The organism is Mycobacterium sp. 1245499.0 (genome assembly GCF_001673615.1).
Classification (GTDB): domain Bacteria; phylum Actinomycetota; class Actinomycetes; order Mycobacteriales; family Mycobacteriaceae; genus Mycobacterium; species Mycobacterium europaeum_A.
This window is the reverse complement of record NZ_LZMG01000415.1, coordinates 1-16684: the sequence shown is the minus strand read 5'-3', so window position 1 is coordinate 16684 and position 16684 is coordinate 1. Positions and strand designations below refer to the sequence as shown.

The following is a 16684-nucleotide window of genomic DNA, read 5'->3' as shown; positions in this document are numbered from 1 at the left end:
GCGGTGCGGCATCGGTGAGCATGAAGTCGATCCGGGCCGCCGGCAGCGCCGGGTCGATCGGCAGGTACGCGGCGCCGGTCTTGAGCACGGCCAGGATCGCGGCGACGGCCCGGGCGGAGCGTTCGACGAGCAGCGCCACGCACTGGCCCGGTCCCGCGCCGTGGTGAACGAGCAAGTGCGCCAACCGGTTCGCGGACTCGTCGAGTTCACGGTAGGTCCACGAACACGATCCGTCGGTGATGGCCACCGCCTCGGGCGCGCGCGCGACATGCTCAGCGAACACCTCCGGGATCGACGCGGGTGGGTGCGCCTCGCGCGTCAGCGCCGTCCGGTTGCCGATCGCATCGAGGCGGGCGTGCTCGTTGGCGCCGCGTACCTGCCGATCGACCCGGCGCTGCCGGCGGCCCGGATCGACTTCATGCTCACCGATGCCGCACCGACGGTCGTGCTCACCACCGCCGAGTATCGTTCGCGCTCGGGAGATCTCGGCCCGCTCGTCATCGACATCGACGACCCGGAGGTCCACCGCCAGCCTGCGACGCCGCTGCCAGCACCGGCGCCGCAGGGCGTCGCCTACACGATCTACACCTCGGGCACCACCGGTGTCCCCAAGGGGGTGGCCGTGACCCACGGCAACGCCACCCAGCTGTTCGCCTCGCTGGGCGCCGCCGGCCTGCCCGCGGCGCCGGGGAAGGTGTGGAGCCAATGCCACTCGCTGGCTTTCGACTTCTCGGTGTGGGAGATCTTCGGTGCGCTGCTGCACGGCGGACGGGTGCTGGTGGTGCCCGACGAGGTGGTGCGCTCGCCGAAAGACCTGCACGCCTTGCTCGTCGCCGAACGCGTCGACATGCTGACCCAAACGCCGTCCGAGGTGGGGATGCTCGGCACGGAGGGGCTGGAGTCGACGGTGCTGGCCGTCGCGGGCGAAGCCTGCCCCGTCGAAGTGGTGGACCGCTGGGCGGCCGGACGCCTGATGGTCAACGTCTACGGCCCCACCGAGATCACGATCGTCGCGGCCGTCAGCGCCCCGCTCGCCCCGGGACCTGAGGCGCCGCCGATCGGTTCGCCGGTGGCGGGCGCCGCGTTGTTCGTGCTCGACGGGTGCCTGCGGCCGGTGCCCGCGGGTGTGGCCGGCGAGTTGTATGTGGCCGGTGCCGGCGTGTCGACCGGCTACCTGGGCCGGGCCGGCCTGACCGCGTCGCGGTTCGTGGCCTGCCCGTTCGGCGGGACGGGGGCGCGCATGTATCGCACCGGGGACCTGGCCTGGTGGGGCGCGGACGGGCAGCTCCGGTATGTCGGGCGCGCCGACGAGCAGGTCAAGATCCGCGGCTACCGCATCGAACTCGGCGAGATCCAGGCCGCGCTGGCCGGGCTGGCCGGCGTGGAGCGGGCGCTGGTGATCGCCCGCGAGGACCGCCCGGGCGACAAGCGGCTGGTGGGGTACATCACCGGCACGGCCAACCCGGTAGAGATCCGCACGGTGCTGGCCGAGCGCCTGCCCGCCTACATGGTGCCGTCCGCGGTGGTGGTGTTGCCGGCACTCCCGTTGACACCGAGCGGCAAGCTCGACATCCGCTCACTGCCGGCGCCCGATTACGGCACCGAGGACTACCTGGCCCCGGCCACCGCCGTGGAGGAGATCCTGGCCTGGCTGTACGCCCAGGTGCTCGGCTTGGAGCGGATCGGGGTCTCCGAATCGTTCTTCGACCTGGGTGGGGATTCGCTGTCGGCCATGCGCCTGGTCGCCGCGATCTACAACGCCCTCGATGTCCACCTACCGGTGCGCGCCGTCTTCGAGGCGCCGTCGGTGCGCGCCCTGAGCCAGCAGCTCAACGCCGAACACGGTGCGGCAGAGGGTCTTCGCGCCGACTTCGCGTCCGTGCACGGCCGCGACGCGACCGAGGTGTACGCCAGCGACCTGACGCTGGACAAGTTCATCGACGCCCCGACGCTGTCGACCGCGCCGGCGCTGCCGGCCCCGCGCGGCGACCTGCGCACGGTCCTGCTGACCGGGGCCACCGGCTTCCTCGGTCGCTACCTGGTGCTGCAGTGGCTGGAACGGCTGGAACTGGCGGACGGAAAGCTGATCTGCCTGGTGCGGGCCACCTCCGACGAGGACGCGCGCCGCCGGCTCGAAAAGACCTTCGACAGCGGCGATCCGGCGCTGCTGCGGTATTTCCACGAACTCGCCGACGACCATCTCGAGGTGATCGCCGGTGACAAGGGTCGCGCGAACCTCGGCGTGGACGAACCGACCTGGCAGCGGCTGGCCGACACCGTCGATCTGATCGTGGACTGCGCGGCCGTCGTCAACGGCGTGCTGCCCTACAGCGAGCTGTTCACCCCCAACGTCGCGGGCACCGCCGAGCTGATCCGGCTGGCGGTCACCACCAAACTCAAGCCGTACACCTACGTGTCGACGGCCAACGTCGGTGACCAAATCGAGCCGGCGGCGTTCACCGAGGACGCCGACGTCCGGACGGCCGGCCCGATTCGCACCGTCGACGGCAGTTACGGCAACGGCTACGGCAACAGCAAGTGGGCGGGCGAGGTGCTGCTGCGCGAGGCCAACGACCTGTGCGGGCTGCCGGTTTCGGTGTTCCGCTGCGACATGATCCTGGCCGCCACCACCTATCGGGGCCAGCTGAACCTGTCGGACATGTTCACCCGGATGGTGCACAGCGTGGTGGCCAGTGGCGTCGCGCCGCGCTCGTTCTATGCGCTCGACGCCGACGGCAACCGGCAACGCGCGCACTTCGACGCGCTGCCGGTCGAGTTCGTCGCCGAGGCGATCGCCACGCTGGGCGCCCAGGTGATGGACGGGTTCGAGACCTACCACGTGATGAATCCGCACGACGACGGCATCGGCCTCGACGAGTACGTCGACTGGCTCATCGAGGCCGGCTACCCGATCGAGCGGGTCGACGACTTCACCGAATGGCTGCAGCGGATGGAGACCGCCCTGCACGCCCTGCCCGAGCGGCAGCGCCACCAGTCGGTGCTGCAACTGTTGCAGCTGCGCAACGCCTTGCACGTGCCGCCCGCGGATCCCGCCCGCGGGTGCCTGGGGCCGACGGAGCGTTTCCGCGCCGCGGTGCAGGAAGCCAAGATCGGTCCCGATAACGACATTCCGCAGATCAGCCCGTCGGTGATCGTCAAATACGTGACCGACCTGAAGCTGCTCGGTCTGCTCTGAAATCCGTTGGACGATAGCGGTTTTCGCTGCCGCGATCAAACCCGTCGTCGCCGCGGCGTCGGCTGGCTACCATGACGGGAGAACGCGACGGTCCCGCCCGCACGGAGGAGTGCTCATCCGATGACAACAGCGCGCCTGCCTCAACTGCCACTCGACGAAGCCAAGGCCGCGGCCGACGAGGCGGCCGTCCCCAACTACATGGCCGAACTCAGCATCTTTCAGGTGCTGCTCAACCATCCGCCGCTGGCGCGCGGCATCAACGACCTGCTCGCCACCATGCTCTGGCACGGCGCCCTCGATTCGCGGTTGCGTGAGTTGGTGATCATGCGGATCGGCTGGCTCACCGGCTGCGATTACGAGTGGACCCAGCACTGGCGCGTCGCATCGCGGCTCGGCGTGCCGGCCGATGATCTGCTGGGCGTGCGGGATTGGCAGAACCACGCCGGGTTCGGGGTCGTCGAGCGGGCCGTGCTCGCCGCCACCGACGACGTGGTGCGCGACGGCGCGGTGAGCGCCGCGAACTGGGCGGCATGTGAGCGCGAATTCGGCGGTGACACAACGGTTCTCGTCGAACTGGTCACGGTCATCGGGGCCTGGCGGATGGTCGCCTCGATCCTGCAGAGCCTGGAGGTGCCGCTGGAGGAGGGCGTGGCGAGCTGGCCGCCGGACGGCCGGTCGCCCCGGGCTTAGGGGCGATCGCGAGCGCGGCGCGGCCGGGCGAAGCGGGTCGCCCCCATCGGCTTAGGGGTCCTAGCCCCGCCGCGCGCACCTGAGTTGCCCACTCCCCGTGGCCGATTGACTTCGCAATCGATAGCTTTTAGCGTCGGGCGATGAGAACCAGGGTCGCCGAGATGCTCGGAGTCGAATTCCCGATCTGCGCCTTCAGCCACTGCCGTGACGTGGTGGCCGCGGTGACCAACGCCGGGGGCTTCGGGATCCTGGGCGCCACCGCGCACAGCCCGCAGCGCCTACAGAGCGAGCTGGCCTGGATCGAGGAGCGGACCGGGGGCAAGCCCTACGGGGTCGACCTGCTGTTACCGCCCAAATACGTCGGCGCCGAGCAGGGCGGCATCGACACCAGCCAGGCCCGTACCCTGCTGCCCGACGAGCACCGCGCCTTCGTCGACGACCTGCTGGCCCGCTACGGGGTCACCGCGCCCGCCGCGGAGCCGCGCCGCTCCCTCGGCGGCCTGAACATCTCGCCGAAGACCTACGAGCCGCTGCTCGACGTCGCCTTCTCCAACAACATCCGGCTGATCGCCAGCGCGCTCGGGCCGCCCCCGGCGGACCTCGTCCAGCGCGCGCACGACCGCGACGTGCTGGTGGCCGCGCTGGCCGGCACCACCCGGCACGCGCAGCGGCACGCCGACGCGGGCGTCGACCTGATCGTCGCGCAAGGCACCGAGGCCGGCGGTCATACCGGTGAGGTGGCGACCATGGTCCTGGTGCCCGAGGTCGTCGACGCCGTGGCGCCGGTGCCCGTCCTGGCCGCCGGAGGGATCGCCCGCGGTCGCCAGATCGCGGCGGCGCTGGCCCTGGGCGCGGAGGGCGTGTGGTGCGGCTCGGTGTGGCTGACCACCGAAGAGGCCGAGACCGTGCCCGTGGTCAAGGAGAAGTTCCTGGCCGCCAGCTCGTCGGACACCGTCCGGTCGCGCTCGATGACGGGCAAGCCGGCGCGGATGCTGCGCACCGCCTGGACCGACGAGTGGGAGCGGCCGGAAAACCCCGACCCGCTGGGCATGCCGCTGCAGACCGCCCTGGTCACCGAGCCGCAGGTGCGCATCAACGCCGCCGCCGCGCAGGCGGGCGCCAAGGCGCGTGAGCTCGCCACCTACTTCGTCGGGCAGGTGGTCGGCTCGCTCGACCGGGTCCGCCCGACGCGCTCGGTGGTGCTCGACATGGTCGAGGAATTCATCGACACGATCGGCCGGCTCGAGGGCCTGGTCGACAAGTGATCCCGAGTCGTTTGTCCAGGTCAGGGTCGCAGACCTGACCCGATGCTGGGTGCTCGCCGCAGGAATCCGCACAGAATCCCCGACTCGCCATCCAGGGATTTGACCGCGTCATACCCGTCGTGCATTATCGGTCGGGTATGCACCTCGTTAGGTGAGGCGTCTACACGAATACAGGCCACTGACCCCGAACGTCGAAAGACGCCCCGGGTCAGGACAGCTCCTCCCGGCTTAAGGGTTGAGCCCAGGTGGCTTCCGGCTCGGATTGTTTGTCCAGGCCAGGACACGTCGTGTGGTGCCGAAGCTCTGACGAGAGGGGTGCGGATCTCCGGCGGTCGTCGGGTTCTGCTCCTTTGCTGCGCATAGATCGCACGCGAACCGCGCGTGCGTCGTGACCGCGAGGAGGTGAGGGACAGATGCGTTCTAGCGATAGTCCGGATCGAAGTCCGAACTGTGTTTCGTCCCCATCCGGTCTCCGGCGCGACCTGCTCGGCTGAGTCGTCGCAACGCTAAGTGGTTATCGGCCAAGCGTTCTCGAGATCGGAACCGACACGGGGCGGGACACGTCAGTCCAATCAATCCCCGTTGGATCTCCCCTCTAGGAGGCGATGATGACCGCAGTTCTCTACGACCAAGTGGTGACCGTAGCGCCCGCGCGCACGCTGACCGTGGTGCGCGACACCGACACCGTTCCGGCCGTCGCGCAGGCGGCCGTGGCTAAGGCCCGCCGCGCCGACACCCCGCCGTTCGGCGCCGGTAGCGACCCGCTGGTGGACGGCGCCGCTCGGCTGCTGAGCGTGCCGCTGCGTCACGTGTACGCCGCGCTGTGGCGCGTCGGCGTCCTCGAAGTCCGGGCCTGAATCGAACTCCGATGGACGTCGAGCAACTCGGGCTCCAAGGGGTCGCCTGGTCGCAGACGTAGTTCTGCGCCCTGGCGACCCCTTGGAGTGCACCCGGATTTGCGGGTCTTCGTAGAATCGTCTTACTGGCATCGATCCGGCCATCACCGGGGAGCCTTCGGAAGAACAGCCGTCGTGGCCCAGTAGAACCGAACGGGTAGGCCCGTCACAGCCGTCATCGAGTGGCCACGCGAAAGCGCGGCAAGCGGGGTGGTACCGCGGCGCTCGCGCAGCCAGCGCGTCGTCGTCCCCGGTTTGCACCGTGGCACAGGAGACAACGCGCATCGTGACCGACAACGCTGAGGTTCAGGCCTACCCGAAGCCAGGAGCGCCGGACTTCCCGGCGCTCGAGCTCGAGGTGCTCGACTACTGGGCCCGCGACGACACCTTCCGGGCCAGCATCGCCCGCCGCGAGGGCGCACCGGAATACGTGTTCTACGACGGGCCGCCGTTCGCCAACGGGCTGCCGCACTACGGTCACCTGCTCACCGGCTACGTCAAGGACATCGTCCCGCGGTACCGCACCATGCGCGGCTACAAGGTGGAGCGCCGCTTCGGCTGGGACACCCACGGGCTGCCCGCCGAACTCGAGGTCGAGCGCCAGCTCGGGATCACCGACAAATCGCAGATCGACGACATGGGCATCGCGGCGTTCAACGACGCCTGCCGCGCCTCGGTGCTGCGCTACACCGACGAGTGGCAGGCCTACGTCACCCGCCAGGCGCGCTGGGTCGACTTCGACAACGACTACAAGACGCTGGATCTGCCCTACATGGAGTCGGTGATCTGGGCGTTCAAACAACTCTGGGACAAGGGCCTGGCCTACGAGGGCTACCGGGTGTTGCCGTATTGCTGGCGCGACGAAACCCCGCTGTCCAACCACGAATTGCGGATGGACGACGACGTGTACCAGAGCCGGCAGGATCCCGCCCTGACGGTGGGATTCACGGTGGTCGGCGGCCCGCTGGACGGGGCCCACCTGCTGGTGTGGACGACGACGCCGTGGACCCTGCCGTCCAACCTCGCCGTCGCGGTCAATCCCGACGTGACCTACGTCGAAGTCCGGTCGCAGGGCCGGCGTTTCGTGCTCGCGGAGCCGCGGCTGGCCGCCTACGCCCGCGAGCTGGGGGATGAACCCGAGATCCTGGCCACTTATGTCGGCGCCGACCTGCTCGGCACGCGGTACCTGCCGCCGTTCCCGTATTTCATGGATACGGCCAAGGCATTTCAGGTGCTGCCCGGCGAGTTCGTCACCACCGAGGACGGCACCGGCATCGTGCACATGGCGCCGGCCTACGGCGAGGACGACATGGCCACCACCGACAAGGTCGGCATCGTCCCGGTCACGCCGGTCGACTCCAGGGGGCGGTTCGACGCCACAGTCCCGGATTACCAGGGGCAGCACGTCTTTGACGCCAACCCGCACATCATCCGCGACCTGAAGAACGGCAGCGGCCCGGCCGCGGCCAACGGGGCGGTGCTGCTGCGCCACGAAACCTACGAGCACCCCTACCCGCACTGCTGGCGATGCCGCAATCCGCTGATCTACCGGGCGGTGTCGTCATGGTTCGTCGCGGTCACCGAATTTCGGGACCGCATGGTCGAGCTCAACCAACAGATCACCTGGTATCCCGAGCACGTCAAGGACGGCCAGTTCGGCAAGTGGCTGCAGGGCGCCCGCGACTGGTCGATCTCGCGAAACCGCTACTGGGGCACCCCGATTCCGGTGTGGAAGTCCGACGACCCCGCCTACCCGAGGATCGACGTCTACGGCAGCCTCGACGAACTCGAACGCGACTTCGGGGTGCGCCCCACCAATCTGCACCGGCCGTTCATCGACGAGCTGACCCGGCCCAACCCCGACGACCCGACCGGGGCCAGCACGATGCGGCGCATCCCCGACGTGCTCGACGTGTGGTTCGACTCGGGTTCGATGCCCTATGCCCAGGTGCACTACCCGTTCGAGAATCGCGACTGGTTCGACGGTCATTACCCGGGCGACTTCATCGTCGAATACATCGGGCAGACCCGCGGCTGGTTCTACACCCTGCACGTGCTGGCCACCGCGCTCTTCGATCGGCCGGCCTTCAAAACCTGTGTGGCACATGGCATCGTGCTGGGCTCCGACGGCCAGAAGATGAGCAAGTCGCTGCGCAACTACCCGGACGTGTCCGAGGTGTTCGACCGCGACGGCTCCGACGCCATGCGCTGGTTCCTGATGGCCTCGCCGATCCTGCGCGGTGGCAACCTGATCGTGACGGAACAGGGTATCCGCGAGGGCGTGCGCCAGGTGCTGCTGCCGTTCTGGAACGCCTACAGCTTCCTGGCCCTCTACGCGCCCAAAGTCGGTACCTGGCGCACCGATTCGACGCAGGTGCTGGACCGCTACATCCTGGCCAAGCTCGCCGAGCTGCGCGACGATCTGACGCATGAGATGGACACCTGTGACATCTCGCGGGCCTGCGAGCAGCTGCGCCAGTTCACCGAGGCGTTGACGAACTGGTATGTGCGGCGGTCGCGTTCGCGGTTCTGGGAAGAGGACGCCGACGCCATCGACACCCTGCACACCGTGCTGGAGGTGACCGCGCGGCTGGCCGCGCCGCTGCTGCCCTCGGTGACCGAGATCGTCTGGCGCGGCCTGACGGCGCAGCGGTCGGTGCACCTGACCGATTGGCCGCAGGCCGGCGACGTGCCCGCCGACCGCGACCTGGTCGCCGCGATGGATCAGGTCCGCGACGTCTGTTCGGCCGCGTCCTCGCTGCGCAAGGCCAAGAAACTGCGGGTGCGGTTGCCGTTGCCGAAACTCACCGTGGCCGTGGCGGATCCGCAGCGGCTGGAGCCGTTCGTCGACCCCATCGCCGACGAACTCAACGTCAAGAGCGTCGAGCTGACCGACGCGATCGACACCTACGGCCGCTTCGAGCTCACCGTCAACGCGCGGGTGGCCGGGCCCCGGCTGGGCAAGGACGTGCAAGCCGCCATCAAGGCGGTCAAGGCGGGGGAGGGCGTCGTCAATCCCGACGGCACCCTGACCGCGGGTCCCGCGGTGCTGCATCCCGAGGAATACAGCTCACGACTGGTCGCCGCCGACCCGGAATTCACCGCGGCCCTGCCCGACGGCGCGGGCCTGGTGGTCCTGGACGGCACGGTGACCCCCGAGCTCGAGGCCGAAGGCTGGGCCAAGGACCGGATCCGCGAATTGCAGGAGCTGCGCAAATCGACGGGTTTGGAGGTGTCCGACCGGATTTCGGTGGTCATGGCGGTACCGGACGAGCGGGCCGACTGGGCGCGCACCCACCGCGACCTCATCGCGGGTGAGATCCTGGCCACCAGCTTCGAATTCGGCGACCCGGCCGACGGCACCGAGATCGGCGACGGCGTGCGGGTGCGCATCGCCAAGGCCTGAGGCCGCCGCGGTCAGTTCCTCGATCGCAGCGCCCGGTGGGCGTGCGGCCAGAACGGCATGCCAACGGCGACCGTCGCCCCGGTGGCGATCACGCCGACCGCCACGTCGACGCTCTTGCGACCATCCGAGGCCCAATAGACGTCCTTGAGGTCCAACAGCAGCGCCAGCTCGTCGACGATCATCGCGTTGGCCGCGCCGTAGGCCACCGCCGCCGCGGGGTGCTGGCGTTGCTTGTCGCTGCCGCGCAGCCCGATGCCGGCCACCGTGGCCAGCATGCCGATGCCGATGTTGTAGTGGTGGAAGTGCTTGCCGCCCAACGACACTCCGCCACCGGAGGGTCCATGCCCGGCCCGGATCCAGTGGGTGAGGCCGCGCAGGCAGGCGAAGGTGAGGGTGAACGAGGCCCAGGCCAGCACGGTGGCCTGCTCCCCGGGTTGCAGGCGCTCGTTCCATTGGTGGCGCAGCCGCGCCCATCGCGTCGAGGGCGACGCGTCCCCGTGCGGAACGGCCGCAGCGCCGGACTCGGTGGCCATGACAAAACGGTAGTTCACCTGGCCCGTCGTGGGGGCAATAGCATCGATCGGGTGGAGTCGCGGTGGGTGCTGCACCTGGACATGGATGCGTTCTTCGCCTCCGTCGAACAACTCACCCGCCCGACGCTGCGTGGACGCCCCGTGCTGGTCGGCGGACTGGGCGGGCGCGGCGTGGTGGCCGGGGCCAGCTACGAGGCGCGCGTGTTCGGGGCGCGCTCGGCAATGCCCATGCACCAGGCCCGCCGGCTGGTCGGCGTGAGCGCGGTGGTGCTGCCGCCGCGCGGCGTGGTCTACGGGCTGGCCAGCCGCCGGGTGTTCGACACCATCCGCGCCGTGGTGCCCGTGGTCGAGCAGTTGTCCTTCGACGAGGGGTTCGGTGAACCCGCCCAGCTCGCCGGGGCGTCCGCCGAAGACGTCGAGGCGTTCTGCGAGGACCTGCGCCGACGGGTCCGCGACCACACCGGGCTGATCGCCTCGGTGGGCGCCGGGTCGGGCAAGCAGATCGCCAAGATCGCCTCCGGACTGGCCAAGCCCGACGGGGTCCGGGTGGTGCGCCGCGCCGAGGAACGCCTGCTGCTGGGCGGGCTGCCGGTGCGCCGGCTGTGGGGGATCGGGCCGGTCGCCGAGGAGCGGTTGCATCGCCTCGGCATCGAGACCATCGGCGAGCTGGCCGCGCTGACCGAGGCCGAAGCGGCCAACATCCTGGGCGCCACGATCGGGCCGGCGCTGCACCGGCTGGCCCGCGGCATCGACGACCGCCCGGTCGCCGAGCGCGCCGAGGCCAAGCAGATCAGCTCCGAATCGACCTTCGCCGTCGATCTGACCAGCCTGGAGCAGTTGCGCGAGGCCATCGAGCCGATCGCCGAGCACGCCCATCAGCGCCTGCTGCGCGACGGTCGCGGCGCGCGCACCGTCACGGTCAAGCTGAAGAAGTCCGACATGAGCACCCTGACCCGGTCGGCGACGCTGCCGTACGCCACCACCGAGGTCGCGGCGCTGCTCGGTCTGGCCCGCCGGCTGCTGCTGGATCCGCGCGAGATCGGGCCCATTCGCCTGCTCGGCGTGGGCTTTTCGGGGCTGAGCGACGTGCGGCAGGAATCGCTGTTCCCGGACTTGGAAGTGCCTGAACCGCAACAGGATTCGGCGTCGGTGGAAACCGCGACCGAGGCCATGTATGGGTCCGGGCCCCAGACAGCAGACGATGCGGGGTGGCGGGTCGGGGACGACGTGGCCCACCGCGACCTCGGGCACGGCTGGGTGCAGGGCGCCGGCCACGGCGTGGTCACCGCGCGGTTCGAAACCCGCACCTCCGGACCCGGCCCGGCCCGCACGTTCCCCGCCGACGGCGGGGACCTGGTGCGCGCGAACCCGGTCGATTCCCTGGATTGGCCCGATTACGTCGGGGGCCTGCAGGCCTCCGAACTCCGAGCGGTGTCAGCCCCACCGGGCGATGACGTCGGCCGCGGGTAGCTGCGCGGCCAACGCGGCGATCAGCAGCACCCGCGCCTGGGGCGGCCGCAGCCGCGGCACCAGCACCGCCCCGGCGGCGGCCATGTCATGGCCGGGGCCGTAGCTGGCCCCGACCCGACCGCCGGGCACGCGGGTGGACACCGCGACCACCACGCCGTCGCCGCAGTGCCGGCGCACCGCGTCGACCACCGCCGGCCCGGCGTTGCCCGACCCCAGCGCCTCGAGCACCACGGCCCGCGCCCCGGCGGCCACGCACGCATCGAGCGCCACGGCGTCGCTGCCCAGATACGCCGCGACGATGTCGACGCGCGGTGCGCTGCCGGCCCGCGGCTCGCCGACGTACGGGCGGGTCTTGGGTCCGGACAGCCGCACGTCACCGGCGACGGTGCCGAGCAGCTGACCGGTGAAGCCGCTCAGGTCGTCGGTGGCCACCTTGCTCATGCCCAGCGGTTGCAGCACCCGCCCGGCGAAGCACAGCAGCACGCCCAGGCCCCGGGCGGCCGGGTTGGCCGCCACCGCCAACGCGTCGCGCACGTTGCCCGGGCCGTCCGCGTCCGGCGCGTCGGCGCTGCGCATGGCGCCGGTCAGCACCACCGGGGCCTGGCCCGCATACGTCAGGTCGAGCCACAGCGCGCTTTCCTCCATGGTGTCGGTGCCATGCAGGACCACCACCCCGTCCGCGCCGCCGTCGACCGCGGCCGTCACCGCGTCACGGATCCGGTCCCAGTCGGCCAGGGTCAGCTCCGAGCTGTCGACCGCCAACAGGTCAACCACGTCGACGTCGTGCTCCGCGGAGAAGGGCGCCGTCAGATCCGCCCCGCTGTAGGCGGGTCGGTGCACCCCGTCGGCGCCGGTGCCGGTCGATATCGTGCCCCCGGTGGCGATCACGGTGAGGCGGGCCATGCTTGGCATCATTGCGCATCACCGCCGGGCGAACCTGGCTAGCCTGCGTGGGGCGGTAGGGGATGATGGGGAAGTGCCTGAAGAACCGACAAACTCGACTGAGCCGGTGACCTCAGCCGAACAGGCTGGTGAGGCCGCCCCGGCCCAGCGGGACGCGGAGCCCGACGCCGTCGCGCCGCCCGAAGCCGCGCCGCGGCGGTTGCGGCTGCTGCTGTCGATCGCGGCCATCGTGCTGGCCCTCGACGTCGTCACCAAGGTGCTCGCCGTCAAACTGCTGCCGCCCGGCCAGCCGGTGCCGATCATCGGCGACACGGTGACCTGGACGCTGGTCCGCAACTCCGGGGCGGCGTTCTCGATGGCGACGGGCTACACGTGGGTGCTGACGCTGATCGCGACCGGGGTCGTGGTCGGCATCTTCTGGATGGGGCGTCGCCTGGTGTCCCCGTGGTGGGCGGTGGGCCTGGGCATGATCCTCGGCGGCGCGATGGGCAACCTGGTCGATCGTTTCTTCCGCGCCCCCGGCCCGCTGCGCGGGCACGTCGTGGACTTCCTGTCGATCGGCTGGTGGCCGGTGTTCAACGTCGCCGACCCCTCGGTGGTCGGCGGCGCCATCCTGCTGGTGGTGTTGTCGATCTTCGGGTTCGATTTCGACTCGGTCGGCCGGCGCACCGCCGCCGACCGGCGCAAGGACGAGGACGACGCCGGAGACGGCGCGGGTGAGTGACCGCTCGATGCCCGTCCCGGAGGGACTGGCGGGCATGCGCGTCGACGCCGGACTGGCCCGGCTGCTGGGGCTCTCGCGCAGCGCGGCGGCCGCGATCGCCGAGGACGGCGGCGTCGAGCTCGACGGCGTGCCGGCCGGCAAGTCCGACCGGTTGACCGGCGGCGCCTGGCTGCAGGTGCGCCTGCCCGAAGCGCCCGCGCCCCTGCAGAACACGCCGGTCGACGTCGAGGGCATGACGATCCTGTACTCCGACGACGACATCGTCGCGGTCGACAAACCGGCGGCGGTGGCCGCGCACGCCTCGGTGGGCTGGACCGGGCCCACGGTGCTCGGTGGCCTGGCCGCCGCCGGCTACCGGATCACCACCTCGGGGGTGCCCGAGCGGCAGGGCATCGTGCACCGCCTCGACGTCGGAACGTCCGGGGTGATGGTCGTGGCGCTGTCCGAGCGCGCCTACACCTTGCTCAAGCGGGCGTTCAAACAGCGCACCGTCGACAAGCGCTATCACGCGCTGGTGCAAGGACATCCGGACCCGTCCAGCGGGACCATCGACGCGCCGATCGGGCGACACCGCGGCGGCGAATGGAAGTTCGCGGTCACCAAGGACGGCCGGCACAGCCTCACCCACTACGACACCGTGGAGGCTTTCGTCGCCGCCAGCCTGCTCGACGTGCACCTGGAGACCGGCCGCACGCACCAGATCCGGGTGCATTTCTCCGCGCTGCATCACCCGTGCTGCGGCGACCTGGTCTACGGCGCCGACCCCAAGCTCGCGAAAAAGCTTGGGCTGGAACGGCAATGGCTACATGCTCGGTCGCTGTCATTCGCCCATCCGGCCGACGGCAGGCGGATGGAGATCGTCAGCCCCTACCCGCCCGACCTGCAACACGCGCTGGACGTGTTGCGCGACGAGGGCTGACTCACGCCGGCTTGCGGGCCTCGACGAGCAGGCGCACGGAGTGGCCGACGAACGGCCCGTCGGATTCGATGCGCTCGTGCAGTTCGGCCAGCCGGTCCCGGTACCGCTGCACGGTGAAGTCGGGCACCGTCCAGATCACCTTGCGCAGGAAGTACACGACGGCGCCGATGTCGAAGAACTCGGCGCGCATCCGCTCCATGCGGATATCGACGATCTGCAGCCCGGCCGCCTCGGCCTGCGCGCTCACCGCGTCCGGGTGAAACTCGGCCCATTTCTCCGGCTGCGGCCCGATGAAGTACTCGACCAGCTCGCCCATGGTGGCCGGACCGATGTGCTGCGCGAAGTAGGTGCCGCCGGGGCGCAGCACGCGCCGTATCTCCGACCACCAGACGGAGATCGGGTGGCGGGTGGTCACCAGGTCGAACGCCTCGTCGCCGAATGGCAGCGGCGGTTCGTCCCGGGTGGCGACCACCACCACACCGAGCGGATGCAGGCGCCGGGTGGCCAGCGCCGCGTTCGGGGGCCACGTCTCGATGGCCGCCATGGTGGGCGGGAACGGCGCCGCGCCGGACAGCACTTCACCGCCTCCGGTGTGAATGTCGAGCGCGGCCGACACCGCGGCCAACCGCTCCCGCAACAGCCGCTGGTAGCCCCACGACGGGCGCTCCTCGGTAGCCCGGCCGTCCAGCCACGAGAAATCCCAGCCGTCCAGCGGGGCGGCGTCGGCCTCCGCGATCAGTTCGTCAAATGTGCGCCGCATGCCACGCATGCTAGGCACTGCTGCTCGCCGGCAAGCCGAGATCGCCGCGATGGCGGCGATGGCCGTGGTGGGCGCCGGCCGCGATCCGGGGGAGCGGTCAGACCGTGACCTTGCCGGCGTCACCCGTGGCGATCTCGGGCGCCAGCGGTGCGATCGCGCCGAGTATCTCGGTGACCGTCTCGGACGGCACCCCGGCGGCGGCCAGCGCGTCGGCCAAATGCCCGGCCACCAAACTGAAGTGGTGCATGGTGATCCCGCGGCCCTGGTGCACCTGCTTCATCGGCGCGCCGGTGTAGGGCTCCGGGCCGCCCAGGGCCGCGGCGAAGAACTCCGTCTGCTTGCCCTTGAGGCGGTTCATGTTCGTGCCGGTGAAAAAGCCGGACAGCTGATCGTCGGCAAGCACCCGGACGTAGAAGTCCTCGACCACGACTTCGATCGCCTCGTGCCCACCGATCCGGTCGTAGATGGATGCCGGTGCGGACTTGCGGAAGCGCGCCAGAATTTTCATAAGCACGATTGGAACATCTCGGCGTTGCCCGTCGGTTTATGCGCGATCACGCCCGGATTGCCTTGTGTAACAGCGGGATTGCCCGCCGCTGACGGACGTTCTCGGCGAACCGTGAGAGTGGGGTCCGGGACCCATGACGGCAATCCGCGTCAAGGTGAGGCGAACATGTCCTAGGTTGGCTTCATGATGCACATCACATCACTCGCGCAGCCCCGCAATGCGGTCGTGGCCATCGGGCAGGCCAGTTGCGGTCGGGGGGCTCACATCATCAGGAGCGAATGCCGATGAACCTTGGTGACTTAACGAACTTGGTGGAGAACTCGCTCGGAAACCTGGTGGAAAAGCCGCTCGCGGCGGTCTCGCATATTGTGAACACCCCGAACTCCGCCGGCCGGTATCGGCCGTTCTATCTGCGCAACCTGCTCGACGCGGTCCAGGGGCGCACCCTCGAGGACGCCGTCGCGGGCAAGACCGCGCTGATCACCGGGGGATCCTCCGGCATCGGCGAGGCCGCCGCGAAGAAGATCGCGGAGGCCGGTGGCACGGTGGCGCTGGTGGCGCGCACCCGGGAGAACCTCGAGAAGGTCGCCGACGAGATTCGCGACAACGGCGGCACCGCCCACGTCTACCCGTGCGACCTGTCCGACATGGACGCCATCGCCGCCATGGCCGATCAGGTGCTCGAGGACCTGGGCGGTGTCGACATCCTGATCAACAACGCGGGCCGCTCGATCCGGCGCTCACTCGAGCTGTCCTACGACCGGATCCACGACTATCAGCGGACCATGCAGCTGAACTACCTCGGCGCCGTCCAGCTGATCCTCAAGTTCATCCCCGGCATGCGCGAGCGGGGATACGGGCACGTCATCAACGTCTCCTCGGTCGGCGTGCAGACCCGCGCGCCGCGCTTCGGCGCCTACATCGCCAGCAAGGCCGCGCTGGACAGTCTGTGCGACGCGCTGCAGGCCGAAACGGTGAACGACGACGTCCGGTTCACCACCGTGCACATGGCGCTGGTGCGCACGCCGATGATCAGCCCCACCACGCTCTACGACAAGTTCCCGGCGCTCACACCCGAGCAGGCCGCCGGGGTGATCGCCGACGCGATCGTGCACCGGCCGCGCCGGGCCAGCTCACCGTTCGGGCAGTTCGCGGCCGTCGCCGATGCGCTCAACCCGGCGGTGATGGACCGGGTGCGCAACCGGGCGTTCGCCATGTTCAGCGACTCCAGCGCCGCCAAGGGAGATGAATCATCGAGCGACGCAACGGAATTCGATAAGCGCAGCGAGAACTTCGTGCGGGCGACCCGCGGGCCAGTTCGGCGCCGATACCCGACGAGGCGCCGGTGATGACAACGGTGGTCTGCAGGTCAGGTTTTGGAAGGCTCATGGTCTCACCAATGTATCCCGCGGGT

General features: G+C 70.0%; 13 protein-coding genes, 1 pseudogene and 1 riboswitch. Of the genes and pseudogenes, 9 read left to right on the top strand and 5 right to left on the bottom strand.

Features of this window, described 5'->3' with window-relative positions; all coding sequences use genetic code 11:
• Positions 1–283 (bottom strand): AMP-binding protein (locus A5646_RS30185; protein ID WP_231998477.1); only part of this gene is annotated, 283 nt, incomplete at its 3' end.
• A gap of 75 nt (positions 284–358) precedes the next feature.
• Here A5646_RS30185 and A5646_RS25935 point away from each other — a divergent pair.
• From A5646_RS25935 to ileS, 5 genes and pseudogenes are all read left to right on the top strand, one after another.
• Positions 359–3196, top strand: a pseudogene (locus A5646_RS25935) (amino acid adenylation domain-containing protein); the annotation flags it as partial.
• Positions 3197–3316: 120 nt separating this feature from the next.
• Entirely contained in the window at positions 3317–3886 is a 570-nt protein-coding gene (locus A5646_RS25930; protein ID WP_066880486.1) for a carboxymuconolactone decarboxylase family protein, read from the top strand.
• A 140-nt stretch (positions 3887–4026) separates the two neighbouring features.
• The gene (locus A5646_RS25925) at positions 4027–5151 is read left to right on the top strand and encodes a nitronate monooxygenase family protein (protein WP_066871288.1); all 1125 of its coding nucleotides are present in this window, start codon (positions 4027–4029) and stop codon (positions 5149–5151) included.
• Between the two features lie 136 nt (positions 5152–5287).
• Positions 5288–5473, top strand: a riboswitch (M-box (ykoK) riboswitch).
• A gap of 286 nt (positions 5474–5759) precedes the next feature.
• Complete coding sequence (locus A5646_RS25920) at positions 5760–6008, top strand: Rv1535 family protein (RefSeq protein WP_067025324.1); 249 nt, start codon at positions 5760–5762, stop codon at positions 6006–6008.
• Between the two features lie 325 nt (positions 6009–6333).
• On the top strand, positions 6334–9453 hold the full coding sequence (gene ileS, locus A5646_RS25915) for an isoleucine--tRNA ligase (RefSeq protein ID WP_067025321.1): 3120 nt from the start codon (positions 6334–6336) through the stop codon (positions 9451–9453).
• An 11-nt stretch (positions 9454–9464) separates the two neighbouring features.
• Here ileS and A5646_RS25910 read toward each other — a convergent pair whose 3' ends face one another.
• On the bottom strand, positions 9465–9986 hold the full coding sequence (locus A5646_RS25910) for a hypothetical protein (protein WP_197505294.1): 522 nt from the start codon (positions 9984–9986) through the stop codon (positions 9465–9467).
• Positions 9987–10052: 66 nt separating this feature from the next.
• Here A5646_RS25910 and A5646_RS25905 point away from each other — a divergent pair, with 66 nt between their 5' ends.
• Entirely contained in the window at positions 10053–11456 is a 1404-nt protein-coding gene (locus A5646_RS25905; protein ID WP_197505295.1) for a DNA polymerase IV, read from the top strand.
• On the opposite strand, the gene A5646_RS25900 is transcribed toward A5646_RS25905, so the two are convergent.
• A complete protein-coding gene (locus A5646_RS25900) occupies positions 11421–12359 on the bottom strand; it encodes an asparaginase (RefSeq protein WP_067025313.1) in 939 nt (312 codons plus the stop codon). The genes A5646_RS25905 and A5646_RS25900 overlap by 36 nt on opposite strands.
• Before the next feature lie 73 nt (positions 12360–12432).
• Between A5646_RS25900 and lspA the strand changes: the two genes are divergently transcribed.
• Positions 12433–13083, top strand: a complete 651-nt coding sequence (lspA, locus tag A5646_RS25895; protein WP_082972012.1) for a signal peptidase II — start codon at positions 12433–12435, stop codon at positions 13081–13083.
• The gene (locus A5646_RS25890; RefSeq protein ID WP_066871279.1) at positions 13076–14002 is read left to right on the top strand and encodes an RluA family pseudouridine synthase; all 927 of its coding nucleotides are present in this window, start codon (positions 13076–13078) and stop codon (positions 14000–14002) included. The genes lspA and A5646_RS25890 overlap by 8 nt, the downstream gene beginning before the upstream one ends.
• A gap of 1 nt (position 14003) precedes the next feature.
• Here the strand turns inward: A5646_RS25890 and A5646_RS25885 are convergent, their stop codons facing one another.
• Positions 14004–14762 carry a class I SAM-dependent methyltransferase gene (locus A5646_RS25885; protein ID WP_066871276.1) on the bottom strand — a complete coding sequence of 253 codons (759 nt, stop codon included), beginning with the start codon at positions 14760–14762 and terminating at the stop codon, positions 14004–14006.
• Positions 14763–14859: 97 nt separating this feature from the next.
• Positions 14860–15270: a group 1 truncated hemoglobin gene (locus tag A5646_RS25880; RefSeq protein ID WP_066881475.1), complete on the bottom strand. Its 411-nt coding sequence runs from the start codon at positions 15268–15270 to the stop codon at positions 14860–14862.
• A 284-nt stretch (positions 15271–15554) separates the two neighbouring features.
• Here A5646_RS25880 and A5646_RS25875 point away from each other — a divergent pair, with 284 nt between their 5' ends.
• Positions 15555–16619: an SDR family NAD(P)-dependent oxidoreductase gene (locus tag A5646_RS25875; protein ID WP_066871294.1), complete on the top strand. Its 1065-nt coding sequence runs from the start codon at positions 15555–15557 to the stop codon at positions 16617–16619.
• Positions 16620–16684: the final 65 nt, after the last annotated feature.

Bases quoted from the DNA above. Each gene is read 5' to 3' on its own strand.
- A5646_RS25930 (WP_066880486.1), top strand. From the start codon at position 3,317: ATGACAACAGCGCGCCTGCCTCAACTGCCACTCGACGAAGCCAAGGCC.
- A5646_RS25900 (WP_067025313.1), bottom strand. From the start codon at position 12,359: ATGGCCCGCCTCACCGTGATCGCCACCGGGGGCACGATATCGACCGGC.
- A5646_RS25920 (WP_067025324.1), top strand. From the start codon at position 5,760: ATGACCGCAGTTCTCTACGACCAAGTGGTGACCGTAGCGCCCGCGCGC.
- A5646_RS25885 (WP_066871276.1), bottom strand. From the start codon at position 14,762: ATGCGGCGCACATTTGACGAACTGATCGCGGAGGCCGACGCCGCCCCG.
- A5646_RS25880 (WP_066881475.1), bottom strand. From the start codon at position 15,270: ATGAAAATTCTGGCGCGCTTCCGCAAGTCCGCACCGGCATCCATCTAC.
- A5646_RS25875 (WP_066871294.1), top strand. From the start codon at position 15,555: ATGAACCTTGGTGACTTAACGAACTTGGTGGAGAACTCGCTCGGAAAC.
- A5646_RS25910 (WP_197505294.1), bottom strand. From the start codon at position 9,986: ATGGCCACCGAGTCCGGCGCTGCGGCCGTTCCGCACGGGGACGCGTCG.
- A5646_RS25925 (WP_066871288.1), top strand. From the start codon at position 4,027: ATGAGAACCAGGGTCGCCGAGATGCTCGGAGTCGAATTCCCGATCTGC.